The following is a 17928-nucleotide window of genomic DNA, read 5'->3' as shown; positions in this document are numbered from 1 at the left end:
ACCGGGTGGACGATTACCAGCAGACGATACGCACCTTGTCCGATCGCATTGTGCTGGCGCAAACACCGATTCGCGTCCTCGACGCCGTGAAGTGGGACGACAACATTCGCAAAGGCTTCCTCCAGGGCAAAGGCAAGCACATGCCAGCGGTGGATCGCGACTATTACCTGAACCGGCCATTGTCGTTCGATTCGAGCAAGGTGAAGCTGGAGTTCCAGAACATCGAGCGCGATATCACTCGCCAGTTGGGCCAGTTCAACCCGGTCGGGCAAATCATGCGGCGCATGTGCAAGGAATACCGCATGGTGGTGCGCATGCTCGAAGCCCGTGGCACCGAGGACTTCGGCCTGATTTCCCAGGAGCTCTACGGCGCCGCGTCCGATGCATTCCATGCCGGCGACCCGACCCTGGCCGACCTGGGCCTGATGCTTTCCGATTACCTGAACAACATCGACGGCCGTGGCGATCTCAAGGACGAAGCCAAGACCCTGACTGCCAAGGATGCCGTGAGCCTGCTGCAAAGCCGCTTGAACAAGGTGTTTGGCGAGGCCGAGGAGACCATCCGCGTATTTGAGTCCGACGGTATCGTCGCGGATGCGGCGGCGGGTGCCGACTACATCAAGATCCGCGCCGATGCGATGTTCAACGAGCGCGATGTGCGGGCCCTGGAAGTCCACGAAGGCCTGGTCCACGTCGGCACCACGCTCAATGGCCAGAACCAGCCGATCTGCACCTTCCTGTCCAAGGGCCCGCCGTCCTCGACCGTGACCCAGGAAGGCCTGGCGATCCTGATGGAGATCATCACCTTTGCCTCCTACCCCAGCCGCCTGCGCAAGCTGACCAATCGCACCCGCGCGATCCATATGGTGGAAGAGGGCGCGGACTTCTTGCAGGTGTTCGAGTTCTTTCGCGAGCAGGGTTTTGAAATGGCCGAGAGCTATGGCAACGCCAGCCGGGTGTTCCGTGGCTCGACGCCGACGGGCCTGCCGTTTACCAAGGATTTGTCCTATCTCAAGGGCTTTATCATGGTCTACAACTACATCCAGCTGGCCGTGCGCAAAGGCAAGCTGGAGCAAGTGCCGCTGTTGTTCTGCGGCAAGACCACCCTGGAAGACATGCGCACCTTGCGCCAGTTGGTGGACGAAGGCCTGGTGGTCCCGCCCAAATACCTGCCGGACCAGTTCCGCGATATGAACGCGCTGTCGGCGTGGATGTGCTTCTCCAACTTCCTCAACCACCTGAGCCTGGACCGGATCGAGGCGGATTACTCCAATATCCTCTAAGCAATATCCCTGAAGGAGGCCAAGCCAAAATGTGGGAGCGAGCAAGCCCGCTCCCACATTTTTTGATCTTCATCGGCCTGTCGATTTCCAACCCCATTTGCGAGGTTTCAACGGATGAGACTCCTCGGCATTCTATGCCTGCTCCTGACCCTCAACGGTTGCAGCTCGCTGCTGTTCTACCCAGAGCCTGGCCTGCCATTCACCCCGCAGCAGGCGCGCCTGGAATACCGTGACATCACCCTGACCACCGCCGATGGCTTGAAACTGCGGGCCTGGTGGTTGCCGGCCAAGCCTGGCGTGCCGCTCAAGGGCACAGTGCTGCACCTGCACGGCAACGGTGGCAACCTGTCCGGGCACCTGGGTGGCAGTTGGTGGCTGCCAGCCCAGGGCTATCAAGTGCTGATGCTGGACTATCGCGGCTATGGCGTATCAGAAGGAAAACCTTCGTTGCCGGCCATCTACCTGGACCTGGACGCGGCCTTCCAATGGCTCGACCAGGCCCCCGCAACCCAGGGCCAGCCGCTGATAGTCCTCGGCCAGAGCCTGGGCGGGGCGTTGGCCGTGCATTACCTGGCAGCCCATCCCGAGCGCCAGCCTCGGCTCAAGGCGCTGGTGTTGGACGGTGTACCCGCCAGTTATCGTGATGTAGGGCAATTCGCCCTGAGTACTTCCTGGTTAACATGGCCGTTTCAGGTGCCGTTGTCGTGGCTGGTACCAGACACCGACAGTGCGATTCACGCCATGCCACACCTGGTTGGCGTGCCGAAACTGCTGTTCCACAGTCTGGATGACCCGATCGTGCCGCTTTCCAACGGCATCCGCCTGTATCAAGCTGCGCCGCCGCCCAGGGTGCTGCAACTGACCCGGGGTGGGCATGTGCAGACTTTTGCCGACAAGACCTGGCAAACCGTGATGCTGCGTTATCTTGACGACCCGCAGCATTTCAATGGCCTGCGCCGCCTGGGGGAAATTCCCAATTACCCGGCAGCGCCCAATTCCAACATTGAATCATCAGAGAGCCCGCAATGAGCGAAGAACGCAACATGATCCCCCTGATCCTCACCGGCATCGGCACTATCATCGGCACCGTCGGCTGCCTGTGGTACTACGGCTACCTGCACTTCGCCAAGCCCGAGGATGCGTTGCTGCTCAGCGACTTCACCATGCTCAAGACCGTTCCTGGCGAGGACTATAAAGTCTCCCTCACGCCGGCTCCCCAGGTGGCGCAGTGTGTTGACGGTGTGCTGGTGCTGTTCGACACCGAGCAAAAAGGCCTGACGGGCGTGCTGGTGAACAACAAGAAGCAGGCGGTGCGTTGCATGGGCCAGGAAACCCCGCAACTGCAGCAGTAAGCCGGCCGGTAGTTTTTGGAACCATATTGCGTATGACGCCACTGATTGGGTTGTCAGCGTTGCTGACAAGTAACCCTTTAATTCAGTGGAGTATCACTATGAGTATTGGTGGCGTAGGTGGTGGTAGTGGGTTTGGCAACTTCGGCGGCGCCGGCATGGGTGATTCCGGCAACATGGTCGGCAAGGGCGCCGAGGGGGGGCAGCAGGGCGGTATGGACCCTGAAGCGCTGAAAAAACTCCTGGCGCAACTGTTGGGCGGTGCGGGTGGCGCAGGCGGATCCCAGGGCAGTGGCGGCAGTAGCGGCAGTAGTGGCGGCGACGAGGGTGATCAAGACCCTATGCGCAAGCAGATGAATGGCGAGGGACAGCAAGGCATGCAGATGCCCCAAGAGAACAACAATCAGGTCAACTTCGGTTAATCGGAAGAAACTTGCCGTCAGGTATTTTTTGCAAAAAAAAAGCCCTGCCTGGAGTACAGGCAGGGCTTTGATACCGGTCTACGTCAGTCGGTTATTGCACCGAAGAACGTGGCTTGACCGGCTGGTTGTCGTTGGAGATGGTCACTTCAACGCGGCGGTTCATGGCACGGCCCGAAACGCTGGCGTTATCGGCAACCGGGTATTCCTTGCCATAGCCGGCGGTCACGATGCGGCTTGGATTAACGCCCATCTTGATCAGCGCGACCTGTACCGAAGTAGCACGGCGCTCAGACAGGGTCTGGTTGTAGGCCGCGCTGCCGGTGCTGTCGGTGTAACCTTCAACAATCACTTTGCGATCCGGGTTTTCCTGGAGGAACTGCGCCAGTTTGTTGATGTTCACCAGACCGCTGGATTTCAGGTCGGCCTTGTTGGTGGCGAACAGCACATCACCGAAAGTTACCAGGGTACCGCGTTCAGTCTGCTTGGCATTCAAGCTGTTTTGCAGTTGCTTGATCTGCGCATCGCGGGCTTCGAGCAGGGCACGGGCACGTTCGTCGCCGGCGTTTTTCAGTTTGGCTTCGGACTCGCGCAGGGCGATGGTGTCCTTGGCTACTTCAACACGCTGGTTGGTCAGGTAGGCCAGTTGGTCGACCTTCTTCTCGTCTTCCTTGTCGCGGTAGGCCTTGTCGGCCTTGTCCAGCCATTCGCTGGCGTCCTTGGTTTCCAGGGCGGCGATTTTGGTCGCTTGCGGGTTGGCTTGCAGGGCCGAGAAGTTGGTCCGTGCATTTTCCAGGTTCGCGTTCGGCGGGGTGGAGCAAGCCGCCAGGGCAACGCTCATCGCCAGCAGGGCAGGGATCATCAATTGTTTACGCATAGTGGTGTCGTCCTTTCAATTCGATTTCGGGTGCGATGCAAACAAGGGCGGTGCTTACTTCTGCTGGATCACAGCAGGGCGCATGCCTTCGTTACGCAGCTCCTGGACAGCCTTCTGGGAATCCTTCACCGACAGCTCGGCCTTGGCCGCCTGGGCCTTGCGCTCTGCAACGCGCGCATCCCATTCAGCCTGTTCGGCCAGACGACGGGCTTCGTCGTACTTCTTGTCATGCATGGCCAGCTCGGCTTGCTTGAGCTTGTCCTGGGCAGCCTTCATTTCCACGGCCGCGTATTCGGTACCGCCAGCGCTCACGGCGCTGTTCACGGCCGATTGGGTCACGGCGTACTGCTCGGTCGGCGGGTTGCCGGCACAGCCCGCGAGGACGAAGCTGGTGCCGATTGCCAACGCGGCCAATTTGAGCCCGCGCAGATGGTTAAACGAGGATTTGGCAGTGCTGGTCTTCATCGTCTTCAACTCCATTGGATACTCCAGAAAAACATCAAATCCATCTTCGGTGGTCAGCGTTTGCGGTTTGGCGATGAACCTGTGCATGCCTTTTCAAACGCCTGTTACAGGTGATGGCTTACTGGCTGTGACCCGAGGCTTTTTTGAATAGTTCAGCGAAAGATGGCGATTTGCCCGAAAAAACATCTGAACAAATCTGACTAAGAGGTCAGCGTTTAAAAAACGGAACTTTTGCCACGTGCAGCGGTATGCCGGGCCTATAAAAGGCCCGGAGTTCAAGGGGTTGGTGGTTTTAACAGATGTTTATCAGTGCTTCTGATCGTCAGGCATGGCCGACATGTCGTGCAGATAGCGCCGTGACAGCGACAGGAAACGCGGCGTCGGGCCTACGTCTTCATACAACGGATCACCTTCTTCATCGGTGGCCACCACGTTCCGGCCCTGGATATACGGAAAGCTGGCTTCCAGCTCTTCCAGGGCGGCGCCGATCAGTTCGCCGAGCAATTCCTCGGTGCTGCGCTTGGGGTACATCTCGCGGATGGCCGCCAGCCGTGCGGCGGCCTCTACATCCAGGTGGATGGCATATTCGGTCTTGGTCAATCGACCCTTGGCGGTCTCTTCCCATTGCTGGGCCAGTTCTCGGATTTTCATGGCAACCTCAGTAAAGCCCAGGGTAGCGGGCGGTGATGAGTGACCGGTCGCGGCGTGGATAACGCGACGACGTAACCTTGAGACTAGCTGCAACCCACAAAGTTGTCGGAGCCGGCTTGCCGAACATTGCTTGTAAGACCGCGCCTTGATCGGCACTCTTGAGCATCAAAGCATCCCGGATTCCTGGCTGGAGATTGGCTGATGAGCGATATCGATGCACGTTTGCGTGAAGATGTTCACCTGCTGGGTGAGCTGCTGGGCAATACGATTCGAGAGCAATACGGTGATGAGTTTCTCGACAAGATCGAGCAGATTCGCAAGGGCGCCAAGGCCGATCGCCGCGGCGGGGCAACGGAGGCGGCAGCTGGCGAAGAACTCAGCGCCAGCCTCAATCAGTTGCAGGAAGACGAACTGCTGCCGGTGGCGCGTGCGTTCAACCAGTTCCTTAACCTGGCCAATATCGCCGAACAGTACCAACTGATTCATCGGCGCGATGAGTCCCAGCCGGCGCCGTTCGAATCGCGGGTGCTGCCCGAGTTGCTGGCGCGTTTGCAGCGTGAAGGCCACAGCAGTGAGTCCCTGGCCCGGCAGTTGGCGCGCCTGGACATCGAACTGGTGCTCACCGCCCACCCCACCGAAGTTGCGCGCCGTACCCTGATCCAGAAATACGACGCTATCGCCGCACAATTGGCCCTGCAGGACCACCGTGACTTGACCTGCGCCGAGCGCGAGCAGATTCGCCAACGCCTGCAACGCCTGATCGCAGAAGCCTGGCACACCGAAGAAATCCGTCGTACCCGGCCCACGCCGGTGGACGAGGCCAAGTGGGGGTTTGCGGTAATCGAGCATTCGCTGTGGCATGCGATCCCCAACTATCTGCGCAAGGCCGATCAAGCCTTGCATGCCGCCACTGGCTTGCGCCTGCCCCTGGAGGCGGCCCCGATCCGTTTCGCTTCGTGGATGGGCGGCGACCGTGACGGCAACCCCAACGTGACCGCACCGGTCACCCGCGAAGTGCTGCTGCTGGCGCGCTGGATGGCGGCAGATCTGTATTTGCGTGATATCGATCACCTGGCGTCCGAATTGTCGATGCAGCGGGCCAGCCCCGAGTTGCAGGCCAAGGTCGGTGATAGCGTCGAGCCTTACCGGGCGTTGCTCAAGCAATTGCGCGAACGCCTGCGTGCCACGCGCAATTGGGCGCATGCGGCGTTGACCAGCAGCACCCCGGCGTCGACCGATGTACTGCAAAACAATCGCGACCTGCTGGAGCCGCTGGAGCTGTGCTATCAGTCCTTGCACGCCTGCGGCATGGGGGTAATTGCCGACGGCCCGCTGCTTGATTGCCTACGTCGCGCTGTAACGTTCGGTCTGTTCCTTGTGCGCCTGGATGTGCGCCAGGATTCCAGCCGGCATTCGGCGGCGATGACCGAGATCACCGATTACCTGGGCCTGGGTCGCTATGAAGACTGGGACGAGGATGCGCGCATCACCTTCCTGATGAAGGAGCTGGCCAACCGCCGCCCCTTGTTGCCGGGCTATTTCAAGCCTTCGGCCGATACCGCTGAAGTGCTCAATACCTGTAAGGAAATTGCCGCCGCGCCGGCGGCCTCCCTTGGCTCCTATGTCATCTCCATGGCGGGCGCGGCGTCCGATGTGCTGGCGGTGCAGTTGTTGCTCAAGGAGTCCGGGGTGCAGCGGCCAATGCGCGTGGTGCCGTTGTTCGAGACCCTGGCCGACCTGGACAACGCCGGCCCGGTGATCGAACGCCTGCTGCTGTTGCCTGGCTACCGTGCGCGGTTGCAAGGTCCGCAGGAGGTGATGATCGGTTACTCCGACTCGGCCAAGGACGCCGGCACCACCGCTGCGGCCTGGGCGCAATACCGCGCCCAGGAGCGCCTGGTGGATATCTGCCGCGAGCAGCAAGTGGAACTGCTGTTGTTCCATGGTCGCGGCGGCACCGTTGGCCGTGGCGGCGGCCCGGCCCACGCAGCGATTCTGTCGCAGCCGCCGGGTTCGGTGGCAGGGCGTTTCCGCACCACCGAGCAGGGCGAGATGATTCGCTTCAAGTTCGGCTTGCCGGATATCGCCGAGCAGAATCTTAATCTGTACCTGGCAGCGGTGCTGGAGGCGACCTTATTGCCGCCACCGCCACCTGAGCCGGCCTGGCGGCATTTGATGGATGAATTGGCGGCCGATGGCGTCAGCGCCTATCGCGCCGTGGTGAGGGAAAATCCGCAGTTCGTCGAGTACTTCCGCCAGTCCACGCCCGAGCAGGAACTGGGTCGCCTGCCCCTGGGCAGTCGTCCGGCCAAGCGCCGTGCCGGGGGGATCGAGAGCCTGCGGGCGATCCCGTGGATTTTCGGCTGGACCCAGACCCGCTTGATGCTGCCGGCCTGGCTGGGCTGGGAAGCGGCGTTGAGCAAGGCGCTGGAGCGGGGCGAAGGTGAGTTGCTGGGGCAGATGCGTGAACAATGGCCGTTCTTTCGCACCCGTATCGACATGCTGGAAATGGTCCTGGCCAAGGCTGACGCGGATATCGCCCGGCTGTATGACGAGCGTCTGGTACAGCCCGACCTGCTGCCATTGGGTGCGCATTTACGCGACCTATTGTCGCAGGCGTGCGCCGTGGTGCTTGGCCTGACCGGCCAGTCGCAGTTGCTGGCCCACAGTCCCGATACCCTGGAGTTCATCCGCCTGCGCAACACCTACCTCGACCCGTTGCACCTGTTGCAGGCCGAGCTGCTGGCCCGGTCCCGCCAACAGGAAGCGACACAGGACAGCCCTCTGGAACAGGCGCTGCTGGTGTCCGTGGCCGGTATTGCCGCCGGGCTGCGTAACACCGGCTGACATTTGTCGCGTGTTCTCAAGGGCTTGCAGACAAAACCGCCGGCTGACCCGAAAGGGCTGTGCCGGCGGTTTTGTGTCGGGGTTGCACCAAGGGATACCGCGACCAAAAGGCTTGTGTGGTGCGGGTTCTTCCGACTTTTGGCGGCTTGTGTGGTTAGGGCTCGCTGTGTATCTTGATCAGCCTTTGGCCGTTTGGGCGGCCTGGATTCGTATTTTTACGAGCATATTCTACGAGATTGGCCCCATGCGGCGAATCCGAGCGTCATCTCTATAAAAAATTGAGGAGCACATCGATGCGCGTCATTCTGCTGGGAGCTCCCGGGGCCGGTAAAGGTACTCAGGCAAAGTTCATCACTGAAAAGTTCGGCATTCCACAAATCTCCACTGGCGACATGCTGCGCGCAGCCGTCAAGGCTGGCACCGAGCTGGGCCTGATCGCCAAGAGCGTGATGGACAGCGGTGGCCTGGTCTCCGACGACCTGATCATCAACCTGGTCAAGGAACGCATCAGCCAGGAAGACTGCAAGAACGGTTTCCTGTTCGACGGTTTCCCACGCACCATTCCCCAGGCCGAAGCCTTGGTGAAAGCCGGTGTTGAGCTGGATGCCGTGATCGAAATCGCGGTTGAAGATGAAGAGATCGTCCAGCGTATCGCTGGTCGTCGCGTTCATGAAGCCTCGGGCCGTGTTTACCACATCGTCTACAACCCGCCAAAAGTGGCTGGCAAGGATGATGTGACCGGTGACGACCTGGTGCAGCGCAAAGACGACACCGAAGAAACCGTGCGTCATCGCCTGTCGGTCTACCACTCCCAGACCAAGCCACTGGTGGATTTCTACCAGAAGCTGTCGGCAGCCCAAGGCAAGCCGAAGTACAGCCACATCCCAGGCGTGGGCTCGGTTGAAGCCATCACTGCCAAGGTGATGCAAGCGTTGAGCTGATCTGACGATTGGCTTGATGTTCAACGGCCCGCTTGCGGGCCGTTGTTGTTTATACTGGCGAACTTTTTTTCGATTTGGACACCCACACCCATGAGCACCCTGCTGGCCCTGGACACCGCGACTGAAGCTTGCTCCGTTGCCCTGCTGCATGACGGCAAGGTCACGAGCCACTATGAGGTGATCCCGCGCCTGCACGCGCAAAAGCTGTTGCCGATGATCAAGCAGTTATTGCTGGATGCTGGCACCACCTTGTCGGCGGTGGACGCCATCGCTTTTGGCCGTGGCCCGGGTGCGTTCACCGGTGTGCGTATCGCCATTGGTGTGGTGCAGGGCCTGGCGTTCGCCCTGGAGCGGCCGGTATTGCCGGTGTCCAACCTGGCCGTGCTGGCCCAGCGCGCGCAGCGCGAGCATGGCGCGCAGCAAGTCGCGGCAGCCATTGATGCGCGGATGGATGAGGTCTATTGGGGCTGCTACCGCGAGACCGCCGGCGAGATGCGCCTGGTGGGTATCGAAGCCGTGCAGTCACCCGAGGCCGCTGCCTTGCCGGCCGAGGCCACGGGTGACTGGTTTGGCGCCGGCACAGGTTGGGGTTATGGCGAGCGCATCGCCGTACCCACGGTCGGCCAGGATGCCGCGATGCTGCCCCATGCCGAAGACCTGCTGACCCTGGCGCGTTTTGCCTGGGAACGCGGCGAGGCGATTCCAGCCGACCAGGCCGCCCCGGTATACCTGCGCGATAAAGTGGCGCAGACCAAGGCCGAACGTGGGATTGTTTGACGTCAAAAAAACGGGGATTTAGCGGCGAATTTCACCAATCGTCAGAATTTGGCCGGGTGTTTAAACCTTTCTTCATTTATGTGTTCTAGTTATCACCAGAGCATTTGCGTGCCAAGGAAAGTGCCGCTAAATTGCCATCATTGATCGCGGATCTGCATGCATGCGTATAGACGGCTTTTCCTCCCAGTCCTACCCCCTCAAGCGCAAGCCACGCAAGGCGAACGTGACGGTAGATGAGTCCGTCGAAGAATCCCCTGACTTTATTGAAGTCCAGCCCGAAACATCCCAGGGCGCGGCGCTTTCCGCACGTTCCCAAGGGGCCAGCGGTGCGCGTATAGGCGGCGTTCCGGCCCGCCAGCAAGACATGATCTTCCCGCGCTCCATGAGCAAGAACGTCGCCACGGCCCTGGCCAGCTACCTGACCACAGCCGGCTTTGTCGAATGGGATATGGAAGTGCTGGGGCTCGATATCCACATCTGATGTTGCTGCCTTATTTCCTCGGTTGCCCGTCCTGGAGTGAAAACGCCTGGCGCGAGTACCTGTACCCACAGGACGCCCGCACCACGGATTTTCTCGACCTGTATTGCCAGGTGTTCAATGCCTGCGAAGGCAACACCACGTTCTATGCGCGGCCTTCGGTCGCGACGGTGCAGCGCTGGGCCGAGATCATGCCCGCGCACTTTCGGTTTACCGCCAAGTTTCCCGGTGATATCAGCCACAGCGCTGACCTGCGCGAACAACTACCCGCTGCCGAAAGCTTCCTCGGCTTGATGAGCCCGCTGGGCGAGCGGGTTTCACCGCTGTGGCTGCAACTGCCGGCCAGCTTCACCCCACAGCGCCTGGGTGAGTTGGCAGGCTTTATCGACGGCCTGGAGCGCCCGCTGGCGGTGGAAGTGCGTCACCGCGACTTCTTTGCCAAGGGCGACGCCGAGCGCAGCCTCAACCGCCTGCTGCGTGACCGTGGAGTGGAGCGCATCTGCCTGGACCCTCGGGCCTTGTTCAGTTGCACTTCAACCTCGGCCGCCGTGCTCCATGCCCAATCGAAAAAGCCCAAGGTGCCACCGCGTCCGGCCGCGTTGACGCAGCTTCCCCAGGTGCGTTTTATCGGCCATCCAGAGTTGGAGGCCAACGATCCGTTCCTGGTGCCGTGGGTTGAGAAAGTTGCGGGTTGGATCGAGGAGGGGCGAACGCCCTACGTGTTCCTGCACACCTCGGATAATCGCCTGGCCGCCCAGTTGGCGATGCGCTTTCATCAGCAATTGATGGCGCGTTTGCCGGGGTTGCCGGCGTTGGCGCAACTGCACCGGGAACCCACTGTGGAGCAGTTGGGGTTACTGTAGGAGCGAGCTTGCTCGCGAAAAACGTGAACGATAACGCGCGCATTCTGAATGAGCACGGTGCCCTCAAATATTTCGCGAGCAAGTGAACCGGGATTTGTGTACTGGCGCGGGATCAAGCCGCCAGGCGCAGGTTCTGCAGGATCAGCGGGCGCGCCCATCCGCAATCGAAGTCCAGGGCCTTTTGCTGCTGCACCCGTTCTTCTTGCGGGTACGGTTCGGCCGCAGGTGGCAGCAGGTCCAGTTCGAATTCGGCAATCGGCAGAAACAGCGGCTTGGGTTGCGGCGCAGGGCCGGGCTCGGGCAGTGGCTGGCCGGCAGTCAGCACGATTGGCCGCACCCAGCCACTTTCGAAGTTCTGCTGGCGCTGCTGGGCGACGATTTCGTCCTCGGGGAACGGCACGGCCGCCGGTGGCAGCAATTGCAGTTCGAACTCGGCAATCGGCAGGAACAGCGGTTCAGGCGGGGCGATCTCGGTGTCCTGAACATCGCAATGGCGCTGGGTAACTATTTGCGTCAGCAGGTCGCTGCCGGCGCTGGGTTCGACCGAAGCATCCACCGGCACCGGATCTGCGGCCACCTGCGCACCTGGCTCCTGGCCAAGTTGCTCGGCCAACGCCCGGGCGAAGAAGTCCTGCCACACATGACTGACGCCGGCCAGCGCTTGGGTATTGCGCAGGCCGAAGTGGTTGTGGGTCGGCAGTACACCGGTGAATAGGGAATGAATGTCTGACATTTCTCTCGGTCGACGCTCAGGGTCTGGCAAAATGCCTGATCCTTTTTTATCGGCCGCTTTCTGCCGATCCTTAATATTTTTGAGCGTAGTAAACGATGAGCGAACAACCCGCGGCCAGCCGCATTCGGGTCGAGGCCTTGGCCGACGGTTTCCAGGCCCGTGCCCAGCACTGGGCCGAGCAGTTGGGTCTGCCTTTACAGTTGGCAGACGCCGATTTTGCCCTGCAAGTAGGGGAGCATGGCTTGCAACTGCAACAGTTGGGGCCTGAGGCCCCGGGTGCGGTGCGGGTGGACTTTGTCGAAGGTGGCGCGGCACATCGCCGGCTCTATGGCGGAGGCAGTGGGCAGATGATCGCCAAGGCCGTGGGGGTGGCTCAAGGCGTGCGCCCGCGAGTACTGGATGCCACGGCCGGCCTGGGCAAGGACGCGTTTGTACTGGCCAGCCTGGGCTGCGAGATGAGCCTGATTGAGCGTCAGCCGTTGATTGGTGCCTTGCTTGAGGATGGCTTGGCGCGCGCGGCAGATGATTTTGAAGTGGCGCCGATTGTGGCGCGGATGACCTTGCTCAAGGGCAACTCCATCGAGGTCATGCGCAACTGGGAAGGTGAGCCGCCGCAAGTGATCTACCTGGACCCGATGTTTCCCCATCGTGAGAAAACCGCTTTGGTGAAGAAGGAAATGCGCCTGTTTCGCCCGCTGGTGGGCGACGACCCGGATGCTCCGGCGCTGCTGGCCGCGGCATTGGCCCTGGCCAGCCACCGGGTGGTAGTCAAGCGCCCGCGCAAGGCACCTTGCATCGATGGGCCCAAGCCGAGCCACGCGCTGGATGGCAAATCCAGCCGGTACGATATTTATCCTAAAAAAGCGCTCAAGAATTAAGCGACAAGCACTGGCCGCTTGTCGCTAAACGCTTGCCGCTGCGTCAGCCCTATAGGCCCGCATAAACAACCCCACCACTTCCTGCACGTGCTCCTCGGCGGCCGCTTCACTCAAGCGTTCGCCACAGCCATACAGCAAGCAGAAATTCGCCGTGCCCTTGAGCAGGCAAAAGAAGTGCTCGGCAGCGGTAAACGGTTTGTCGATATTCAGCGCCCCGCTCTGGTTGATCTTGCTCAGCAAGCGCTCCATCCCCTGCAACATCCGCATGGGGCCGGCTTCGAAGAAAATCTGCGACAGCTTCGGATCCTGATTGCCCGACGTCATCATCAGGCGATGCAGGTTCACTGATTCATCGCTGTTGATCAGCAGGTGAAAGCCACGGGCGATGTTCAGCAGCACCTTCTCCACCGGCACGCCGTCTGGCAGCTCGAAATACATCACCGGCAGTTGTTCTTCGCACTTGGCCTCGACGGCGGCGGTGAACAGTGTCTCTTTGTCGGTGAAGTGGCTGTAGACCGTCAGTTTCGACACGCCAGCCTCAAGGGCCACGGCATCCATGCTGGTACTTGCGTAACCATTGCTCAAAAACAGGATTTTTGCTGCGTCGAGGATTGCCTGGCGTTTTGCCATGTCCTTGGGACGCCCGGGACTATTGGTGTTTACAGGATTGTCGGACATTTTCACTTTAATACTGGACTGGTGAGTTTGGTATTAATAACATACCGGCCAGTATAATTACTCCAAGCACCATTTGCGAAAGGTCCTTCAGCATGCGCAGCACTTTCCTGCCCCTCGCGTTGCCTGTCAGCCTGGCTTTTTTATTGGCTGCCTGCGGCCATGAAGAAGCGCCCCCAACCACCGTGCGCCCGGCGATGGTGGTGCAGCCGCAGCCCTCGGCGCTGGCGATGGACAGCTATCCTGGCGAGGTGCGTGCCCGTTATGAGCCGGACCTGGCCTTTCGCATAGGTGGCAAAGTCAGCCGACGGCTGGTGGAGGAGGGCGAGCGCGTCAAGGCCAACCAACCGCTGGCAGAACTCGATCCCCAGGATGTGCGCTTGCAGCTGCAGGCCACGCGGGCCCAGGTCACGGCAGCCGAGGCCAACCTGAGCCTGGTGCGGGCCGAGCGTGATCGCTACAAGACCCTGATGGACCGTCAGATGGTCAGTCGTTCCCAGTACGATAATTCCGAAAACCTCTACCGCGCAGGTGTCGCGCGCTTGCAGCAGATCAAGGCCGAATTCGACGTGGCCAACAACCAGGCCGGGTATGCCGTGCTGCGCGCGCCCCAGGACGGAGTGGTGGCCAAGCGTGCGGTGGAAGTCGGGCAGGTAGTGTCTGCCGGGCAAACCGTGTTCACCCTGGCCACCGATGGCGAGCGTGAAGTACTGATCAGTTTCCCGGAACAAAGCTTCGGCCGCTTCAAGGTGGGCCAGCCGGTCTCGGTGGAGCTGTGGAGCCAGCCCGAACAGCGTTTCGAGGGGCGCATTCGCGAGCTGTCGCCAGCGGCGGATCCCAAATCGCGCACCTTTGCCGCCCGTGTGGCCTTCAACGCCGGCAAAGTTCCGGCAGAGCTGGGGCAAAGCGCGCGGGTCTTCATACAGGCCGACGGTGTCATTCCCCTCTCGGTTCCGTTGTCTGCCCTCAGTGCAGAGAACGGTGCGTCCTACGTCTGGCTGGTAAAGCCGGACAACACCCTCAAGCGCACAGCCGTGCGTATCGGCGCGTTCGGTGAGAAAAACGTGCCGGTGCTGGAAGGCCTGAGCCCGTCCGACTGGGTGATTGCCGCCGGTGTCCATGTGCTCCATGAGGGCCAGCAGGTGCGCCCGGTGGATCGCTCCAACCGGGTGGTGAATCTGGCGGCCAACAAGGAGTAGTCCCCGATGGGTTTCAATCTTTCCGAATGGGCGTTGCGAAATCGCCAGATCGTGCTGTTCCTGATGCTGTTGCTGGCGGTTGTCGGTACGTTGTCCTACACCAAACTGGGGCAAAGTGAAGACCCGCCGTTCACCTTCAAAGCCATGGTGATCAAGACCAACTGGCCCGGTGCTACAGCCCAGGAAGTCTCGCGCCAGGTCACCGAGCGCATTGAAAAGAAATTGATGGAAACCGGCGAGTACGAGCGCATTGTCTCGTTCTCCCGCCCGGGCGAATCCCAGGTTACGTTCATAGCCCGGGACTCGATGCACTCGGCGCAGATTCCTGACCTCTGGTACCAGGTGCGCAAGAAGATCAGCGATATCCGCCAGACCCTGCCGCCGGATATCCAGGGCCCGTTTTTCAATGATGAGTTCGGCACCACCTTCGGCAATATCTACGCCTTGACGGGCGAGGGTTTCGACTACGCAGTGCTCAAGGACTACGCCGACCGCATCCAGATCCAGCTGCAGCGGGTGCCGGATGTAGGCAAGGTCGAGTTGCTCGGGTTGCAAGACGAGAAGATCTGGATCGAACTGTCCAACCTCAAGCTCGCCACTCTCGGCCTGCCCCTGGTGGCTGTGCAGCAGGCGTTGCAGGAGCAGAACGCGGTGTCCACCGCCGGCTTCTTTGAAACCCCGAGCGAGCGCGTGCAACTGCGGGTGTCGGGTAACTTCAAGACGGTCGAAGAAATCCGTAATTTCCCGATCCGCGTAGGTGATCGCACCTTCCGCATTGGCGATGTGGCCGAGATTCACCGTGGTTTCAACGATCCTCCCGCGCCGCGTATGCGCTATATGGGGGACGACGCAATCGGTCTGGCCGTGGCCATGCGCGATGGCGGTGACATCCTGGTGCTGGGTAAGGCTCTGGAAGGTGAATTCGCACGCCTGCAGAAGAACCTTCCGGCCGGCATGGAACTGCGCAAGGTGTCGGATCAGCCCGCGGCGGTGAAGACCAGTGTGGGCGAATTCGTCCAGGTGCTGGCCGAAGCGTTGGCGATTGTGTTGCTGGTGAGTTTCTTCTCCCTTGGTGTGCGTACCGGCATGGTCGTGGCCCTGGCGATTCCGCTGGTGTTGGCGATGACCTTTGCCTGCATGTATTACCTGGGGATCGGCCTGCACAAGATTTCCCTGGGCGCCTTGGTCCTGGCCCTGGGCTTGTTGGTGGATGACGCGATCATCGCCGTGGAAATGATGGCGATCAAGATGGAGCAGGGCTACGACCGGCTCAAAGCCGCCAGTTTCGCCTGGACCAGTACGGCGTTTCCGATGCTGACCGGCACGTTGATCACAGCGGCCGGCTTCCTGCCAATTGCGACCGCGCAATCGAGTACCGGTGAATACACCCGGTCGATCTTTCAGGTAGTGACCATTGCGCTGCTGGCCTCGTGGGTGGCTGCCGTGGTGTTTGTGCCCTACCTTGGGGAAAAACTCCTGCCGGATCTGGCGAAGATTCATGCAGCCAAGCACGGCACCGATGGCCCGGATCCCTACGGCACGCCGTTCTATCAGCGCGTACGGCGCTGGGTGGAATGGTGCGTGCGCCGCCGCAAAACCGTGATCGTGCTGACGGTGCTGCTGTTTATCGGTTCGGTGGCGCTGTTCCGCTTTGTCCCGCAACAGTTCTTCCCGGCCTCCGGGCGCCTGGAGCTGATGGTTGACCTGAAACTGGCTGAAGGCACCTCCCTGAGCAATACCGCCGAGCAGGTCAAGCGCCTCGAAGGTTTGCTCAAGGAACATGCGGGGATCGACAACTATGTGGCCTATGTCGGCACCGGCTCACCGCGTTTCTACCTGCCGTTGGACCAGCAACTGCCAGCGGCCAGCTTTGCCCAGTTTGTGGTGTTGGCCAAGACCATTGAGGAACGCGAAAGCCTGCGCACCTGGTTGATCGAGACCCTTAACGAGCAATTCCCCGATGTGCGCTCGCGGGTCACCCGCCTGGAAAACGGCCCACCAGTTGGTTATCCGGTGCAGTTTCGTGTGACCGGGGAACACATCGAAGAGGTCCGTGCCCTGGCGCGTAAAGTTGCGGCCAAGGTCCGTGAGAATACCCATGTGGTCAACGTGCATCTGGATTGGGAGGAACCGAGCAAGATCGTTTACCTCAATATCGACCAGGACCGTGCCCGTGCCCTGGGCGTGAGCACGGCCAACCTGTCGAAATTCCTCCAGAGTTCCCTGACCGGTTCCAGCGTCAGCCAATACCGGGAGGACAACGAGTTGATCGAGATCCTCCTGCGCGGCACCGTGCATGAGCGCACCGAGTTGTCGCTGCTGCCGAGCCTGGCGGTACCGACCGACAATGGCACCAGCGTGGCGCTGTCGCAGATTGCCACCCTCGAATATGGTTTCGAGGAAGGCATTATCTGGCACCGCAATCGCCTGCCGACGGTGACTGTGCGCGCCGATATTTACGGCAAGGAGCAACCCGCGACCCTGGTCCAGCAGATCCTGCCGACCCTGGCCGAGGTGCGTGCCGAACTGCCGGACGGTTACCTGCTGGACGTAGGCGGCACCGTCGAGGACTCCGCCCGTGGGCAGAACTCGGTGAAGGCTGGTGTGCCGCTGTTCATCGTGGTCGTACTGACCTTGCTGATGCTGCAACTGCGCAGCTTCTCGCGCACGGCCATGGTGTTCCTTACCGCGCCGCTGGGGCTGATCGGTGTGACGCTGTTCCTGCTGGTGTTCCGCCAGCCGTTCGGCTTTGTGGCCATGCTGGGGACTATCGCGCTGTCGGGAATGATCATGCGTAACTCGGTGATCCTGGTGGATCAGATCGAGCAAGACATCAAGGCTGGCCTGGATCCGTGGCAGGCAATTATCGAGGCCACCGTGCGGCGCTTCCGACCGATTGTGCTGACGGCGCTGGCGGCGGTGCTGGCGATGATCCCGTTGTCGCGCAGCGTGTTTTTCGGGCCGATGGCGGTGGCGATCATGGGCGGGTTGATTGTGGCGACGGCGTTGACCCTGCTGTTTTTGCCGGCGTTGTATGCGGCGTGGTTCCGGGTCAAGCCGAAGTCGGCATAAAGCTGCGTAAATCGGCTACAGGGTTAGGAACTGTTTCTTGTGGGGCTGCCACTCAGGGGAAACCTGGGATACAGGTGCCTTTTTCCGGGTGACGGAGTTGCCACAGGACTAGGTTCTATTAAAGTGAGGAGTTACCTATGGGCTTATTTGCGATGGGTGGGATAGGTATCGGTATCGGTATGATGCCGATGATGGGCATAACAATGGGGAAAGGTTTCGGCAAGGGCAAGGGCAAATCCAAATGCAAGCCCCCGCCCTGCCACAACCACCACAATCACCACCCTCCTCAACCGCCGTTCTCTAATAGCGTCAAGTTTGAGGGCAAAGTCACCTACGGCTGATGATGGCCTGGTGCATACCCCTCGTGCAGTAACACAAATGCCCCGATTATTCGGGGCATTTGTGTTTTGTGTCTGGCGGG

General features: G+C 60.6%; 18 protein-coding genes. 13 read left to right on the top strand and 5 right to left on the bottom strand.

All coding sequences use genetic code 11. The features are described 5' to 3' along the window. Window positions 1-5: 5 nt before the first annotated feature. The 4 genes from KL786_RS12305 to KL786_RS29860 all read left to right on the top strand — a co-directional run bounded on the left by KL786_RS12305 (window position 6) and on the right by KL786_RS29860 (window position 3054). Window positions 6-1283: a flavohemoglobin expression-modulating QEGLA motif protein gene (locus tag KL786_RS12305; protein WP_029300170.1), complete on the top strand. Its 1278-nt coding sequence runs from the start codon at window positions 6-8 to the stop codon at window positions 1281-1283. Window positions 1284-1397: 114 nt separating this feature from the next. Further along, window positions 1398-2312 (top strand): alpha/beta hydrolase, encoded by a 915-nt coding sequence (locus tag KL786_RS12300; protein ID WP_215517762.1) that lies wholly within the window; start codon window positions 1398-1400, stop codon window positions 2310-2312. Beyond that, window positions 2309-2635: a PA3694 family proteiin gene (locus KL786_RS12295; protein WP_215517761.1), complete on the top strand. Its 327-nt coding sequence runs from the start codon at window positions 2309-2311 to the stop codon at window positions 2633-2635. Before KL786_RS12300 ends, KL786_RS12295 begins: the two co-directional genes overlap by 4 nt. A gap of 98 nt (window positions 2636-2733) precedes the next feature. Next, entirely contained in the window at window positions 2734-3054 is a 321-nt protein-coding gene (locus tag KL786_RS29860; protein ID WP_286675719.1) for a hypothetical protein, read from the top strand. A gap of 91 nt (window positions 3055-3145) precedes the next feature. Here KL786_RS29860 and lptF read toward each other — a convergent pair whose 3' ends face one another. The 3 genes from lptF to KL786_RS12275 form a co-directional block, all read right to left on the bottom strand. Beyond that, entirely contained in the window at window positions 3146-3928 is a 783-nt protein-coding gene (gene lptF / locus KL786_RS12285; protein WP_090290568.1) for a lipotoxin F family OmpA-related lipoprotein LptF, read from the bottom strand. 54 nt (window positions 3929-3982) lie between these two features. Next, window positions 3983-4408 carry a DUF4398 domain-containing protein gene (locus KL786_RS12280; protein ID WP_090293058.1) on the bottom strand — a complete coding sequence of 142 codons (426 nt, stop codon included), beginning with the start codon at window positions 4406-4408 and terminating at the stop codon, window positions 3983-3985. 291 nt (window positions 4409-4699) lie between these two features. Then, window positions 4700-5044, bottom strand: a complete 345-nt coding sequence (locus tag KL786_RS12275) for a hypothetical protein (protein WP_032858198.1) — start codon at window positions 5042-5044, stop codon at window positions 4700-4702. A 201-nt stretch (window positions 5045-5245) separates the two neighbouring features. Here KL786_RS12275 and ppc point away from each other — a divergent pair, with 201 nt between their 5' ends. The 5 genes from ppc (at window position 5246) to KL786_RS12250 (ending at window position 10950) form a co-directional block, all read left to right on the top strand. Continuing rightward, window positions 5246-7891: a phosphoenolpyruvate carboxylase gene (gene ppc, locus KL786_RS12270; RefSeq protein WP_215517760.1), complete on the top strand. Its 2646-nt coding sequence runs from the start codon at window positions 5246-5248 to the stop codon at window positions 7889-7891. Between the two features lie 293 nt (window positions 7892-8184). After that, complete coding sequence (adk, locus tag KL786_RS12265; RefSeq protein ID WP_215517759.1) at window positions 8185-8832, top strand: adenylate kinase; 648 nt, start codon at window positions 8185-8187, stop codon at window positions 8830-8832. Window positions 8833-8922: 90 nt separating this feature from the next. Continuing rightward, window positions 8923-9609: a tRNA (adenosine(37)-N6)-threonylcarbamoyltransferase complex dimerization subunit type 1 TsaB gene (gene tsaB / locus KL786_RS12260; protein WP_215517758.1), complete on the top strand. Its 687-nt coding sequence runs from the start codon at window positions 8923-8925 to the stop codon at window positions 9607-9609. Between the two features lie 160 nt (window positions 9610-9769). Continuing rightward, complete coding sequence (locus KL786_RS12255) at window positions 9770-10090, top strand: hypothetical protein (RefSeq protein WP_215517757.1); 321 nt, start codon at window positions 9770-9772, stop codon at window positions 10088-10090. After that, the gene (locus KL786_RS12250) at window positions 10090-10950 is read left to right on the top strand and encodes a DUF72 domain-containing protein (protein ID WP_215517756.1); all 861 of its coding nucleotides are present in this window, start codon (window positions 10090-10092) and stop codon (window positions 10948-10950) included. Before KL786_RS12255 ends, KL786_RS12250 begins: the two co-directional genes overlap by 1 nt. Before the next feature lie 112 nt (window positions 10951-11062). Here the strand turns inward: KL786_RS12250 and KL786_RS12245 are convergent, their stop codons facing one another. After that, window positions 11063-11683, bottom strand: coding sequence for an energy transducer TonB (locus tag KL786_RS12245; RefSeq protein ID WP_215517755.1), 621 nt, complete (start codon window positions 11681-11683; stop codon window positions 11063-11065). A gap of 95 nt (window positions 11684-11778) precedes the next feature. On the opposite strand from KL786_RS12245, the gene KL786_RS12240 reads away from it, so the two are divergent. Beyond that, window positions 11779-12561, top strand: a complete 783-nt coding sequence (locus tag KL786_RS12240) for a class I SAM-dependent methyltransferase (RefSeq protein WP_215517754.1) — start codon at window positions 11779-11781, stop codon at window positions 12559-12561. Between the two features lie 24 nt (window positions 12562-12585). Here the strand turns inward: KL786_RS12240 and KL786_RS12235 are convergent, their stop codons facing one another. Next, the gene (locus KL786_RS12235; protein WP_215517753.1) at window positions 12586-13239 is read right to left on the bottom strand and encodes a TetR/AcrR family transcriptional regulator; all 654 of its coding nucleotides are present in this window, start codon (window positions 13237-13239) and stop codon (window positions 12586-12588) included. Between the two features lie 92 nt (window positions 13240-13331). Between KL786_RS12235 and KL786_RS12230 the strand changes: the two genes are divergently transcribed. The 3 genes from KL786_RS12230 (at window position 13332) to KL786_RS12220 (ending at window position 17848) form a co-directional block, all read left to right on the top strand. After that, a complete protein-coding gene (locus KL786_RS12230; RefSeq protein WP_215517752.1) occupies window positions 13332-14435 on the top strand; it encodes an efflux RND transporter periplasmic adaptor subunit in 1104 nt (367 codons plus the stop codon). A 6-nt stretch (window positions 14436-14441) separates the two neighbouring features. Further along, complete coding sequence (locus tag KL786_RS12225; protein WP_215517751.1) at window positions 14442-17507, top strand: efflux RND transporter permease subunit; 3066 nt, start codon at window positions 14442-14444, stop codon at window positions 17505-17507. A 137-nt stretch (window positions 17508-17644) separates the two neighbouring features. After that, window positions 17645-17848 carry a hypothetical protein gene (locus KL786_RS12220; protein WP_215517750.1) on the top strand — a complete coding sequence of 68 codons (204 nt, stop codon included), beginning with the start codon at window positions 17645-17647 and terminating at the stop codon, window positions 17846-17848. The last annotated feature ends 80 nt before the right edge of the window (window positions 17849-17928 follow it).

This window comes from Pseudomonas sp. TAE6080 (assembly GCF_018732265.1).
Classification (GTDB): Bacteria; Pseudomonadota; Gammaproteobacteria; order Pseudomonadales; family Pseudomonadaceae; genus Aquipseudomonas; species Aquipseudomonas brenneri.
Note: the sequence above shows the minus strand (reverse complement) of the source record. Positions and strands in the feature narration are given on the sequence as shown.

Excerpts from the sequence above, each read along its gene's own strand:
- KL786_RS29860 (WP_286675719.1), top strand. The coding sequence starts at position 2,734 with ATGAGTATTGGTGGCGTAGGTGGTGGTAGTGGGTTTGGCAACTTCGGC.
- tsaB (WP_215517758.1), top strand. The coding sequence starts at position 8,923 with ATGAGCACCCTGCTGGCCCTGGACACCGCGACTGAAGCTTGCTCCGTT.
- KL786_RS12220 (WP_215517750.1), top strand. The coding sequence starts at position 17,645 with ATGGGCTTATTTGCGATGGGTGGGATAGGTATCGGTATCGGTATGATG.
- KL786_RS12245 (WP_215517755.1), bottom strand. The coding sequence starts at position 11,683 with ATGTCAGACATTCATTCCCTATTCACCGGTGTACTGCCGACCCACAAC.
- adk (WP_215517759.1), top strand. The coding sequence starts at position 8,185 with ATGCGCGTCATTCTGCTGGGAGCTCCCGGGGCCGGTAAAGGTACTCAG.
- KL786_RS12275 (WP_032858198.1), bottom strand. The coding sequence starts at position 5,044 with ATGAAAATCCGAGAACTGGCCCAGCAATGGGAAGAGACCGCCAAGGGT.
- KL786_RS12250 (WP_215517756.1), top strand. The coding sequence starts at position 10,090 with ATGTTGCTGCCTTATTTCCTCGGTTGCCCGTCCTGGAGTGAAAACGCC.
- KL786_RS12280 (WP_090293058.1), bottom strand. The coding sequence starts at position 4,408 with ATGGAGTTGAAGACGATGAAGACCAGCACTGCCAAATCCTCGTTTAAC.
- KL786_RS12240 (WP_215517754.1), top strand. The coding sequence starts at position 11,779 with ATGAGCGAACAACCCGCGGCCAGCCGCATTCGGGTCGAGGCCTTGGCC.
- lptF (WP_090290568.1), bottom strand. The coding sequence starts at position 3,928 with ATGCGTAAACAATTGATGATCCCTGCCCTGCTGGCGATGAGCGTTGCC.
- KL786_RS12225 (WP_215517751.1), top strand. The coding sequence starts at position 14,442 with ATGGGTTTCAATCTTTCCGAATGGGCGTTGCGAAATCGCCAGATCGTG.
- ppc (WP_215517760.1), top strand. The coding sequence starts at position 5,246 with ATGAGCGATATCGATGCACGTTTGCGTGAAGATGTTCACCTGCTGGGT.
- KL786_RS12235 (WP_215517753.1), bottom strand. The coding sequence starts at position 13,239 with ATGTCCGACAATCCTGTAAACACCAATAGTCCCGGGCGTCCCAAGGAC.
- KL786_RS12300 (WP_215517762.1), top strand. The coding sequence starts at position 1,398 with ATGAGACTCCTCGGCATTCTATGCCTGCTCCTGACCCTCAACGGTTGC.
- KL786_RS12255 (WP_215517757.1), top strand. The coding sequence starts at position 9,770 with ATGCGTATAGACGGCTTTTCCTCCCAGTCCTACCCCCTCAAGCGCAAG.
- KL786_RS12230 (WP_215517752.1), top strand. The coding sequence starts at position 13,332 with ATGCGCAGCACTTTCCTGCCCCTCGCGTTGCCTGTCAGCCTGGCTTTT.
- KL786_RS12295 (WP_215517761.1), top strand. The coding sequence starts at position 2,309 with ATGAGCGAAGAACGCAACATGATCCCCCTGATCCTCACCGGCATCGGC.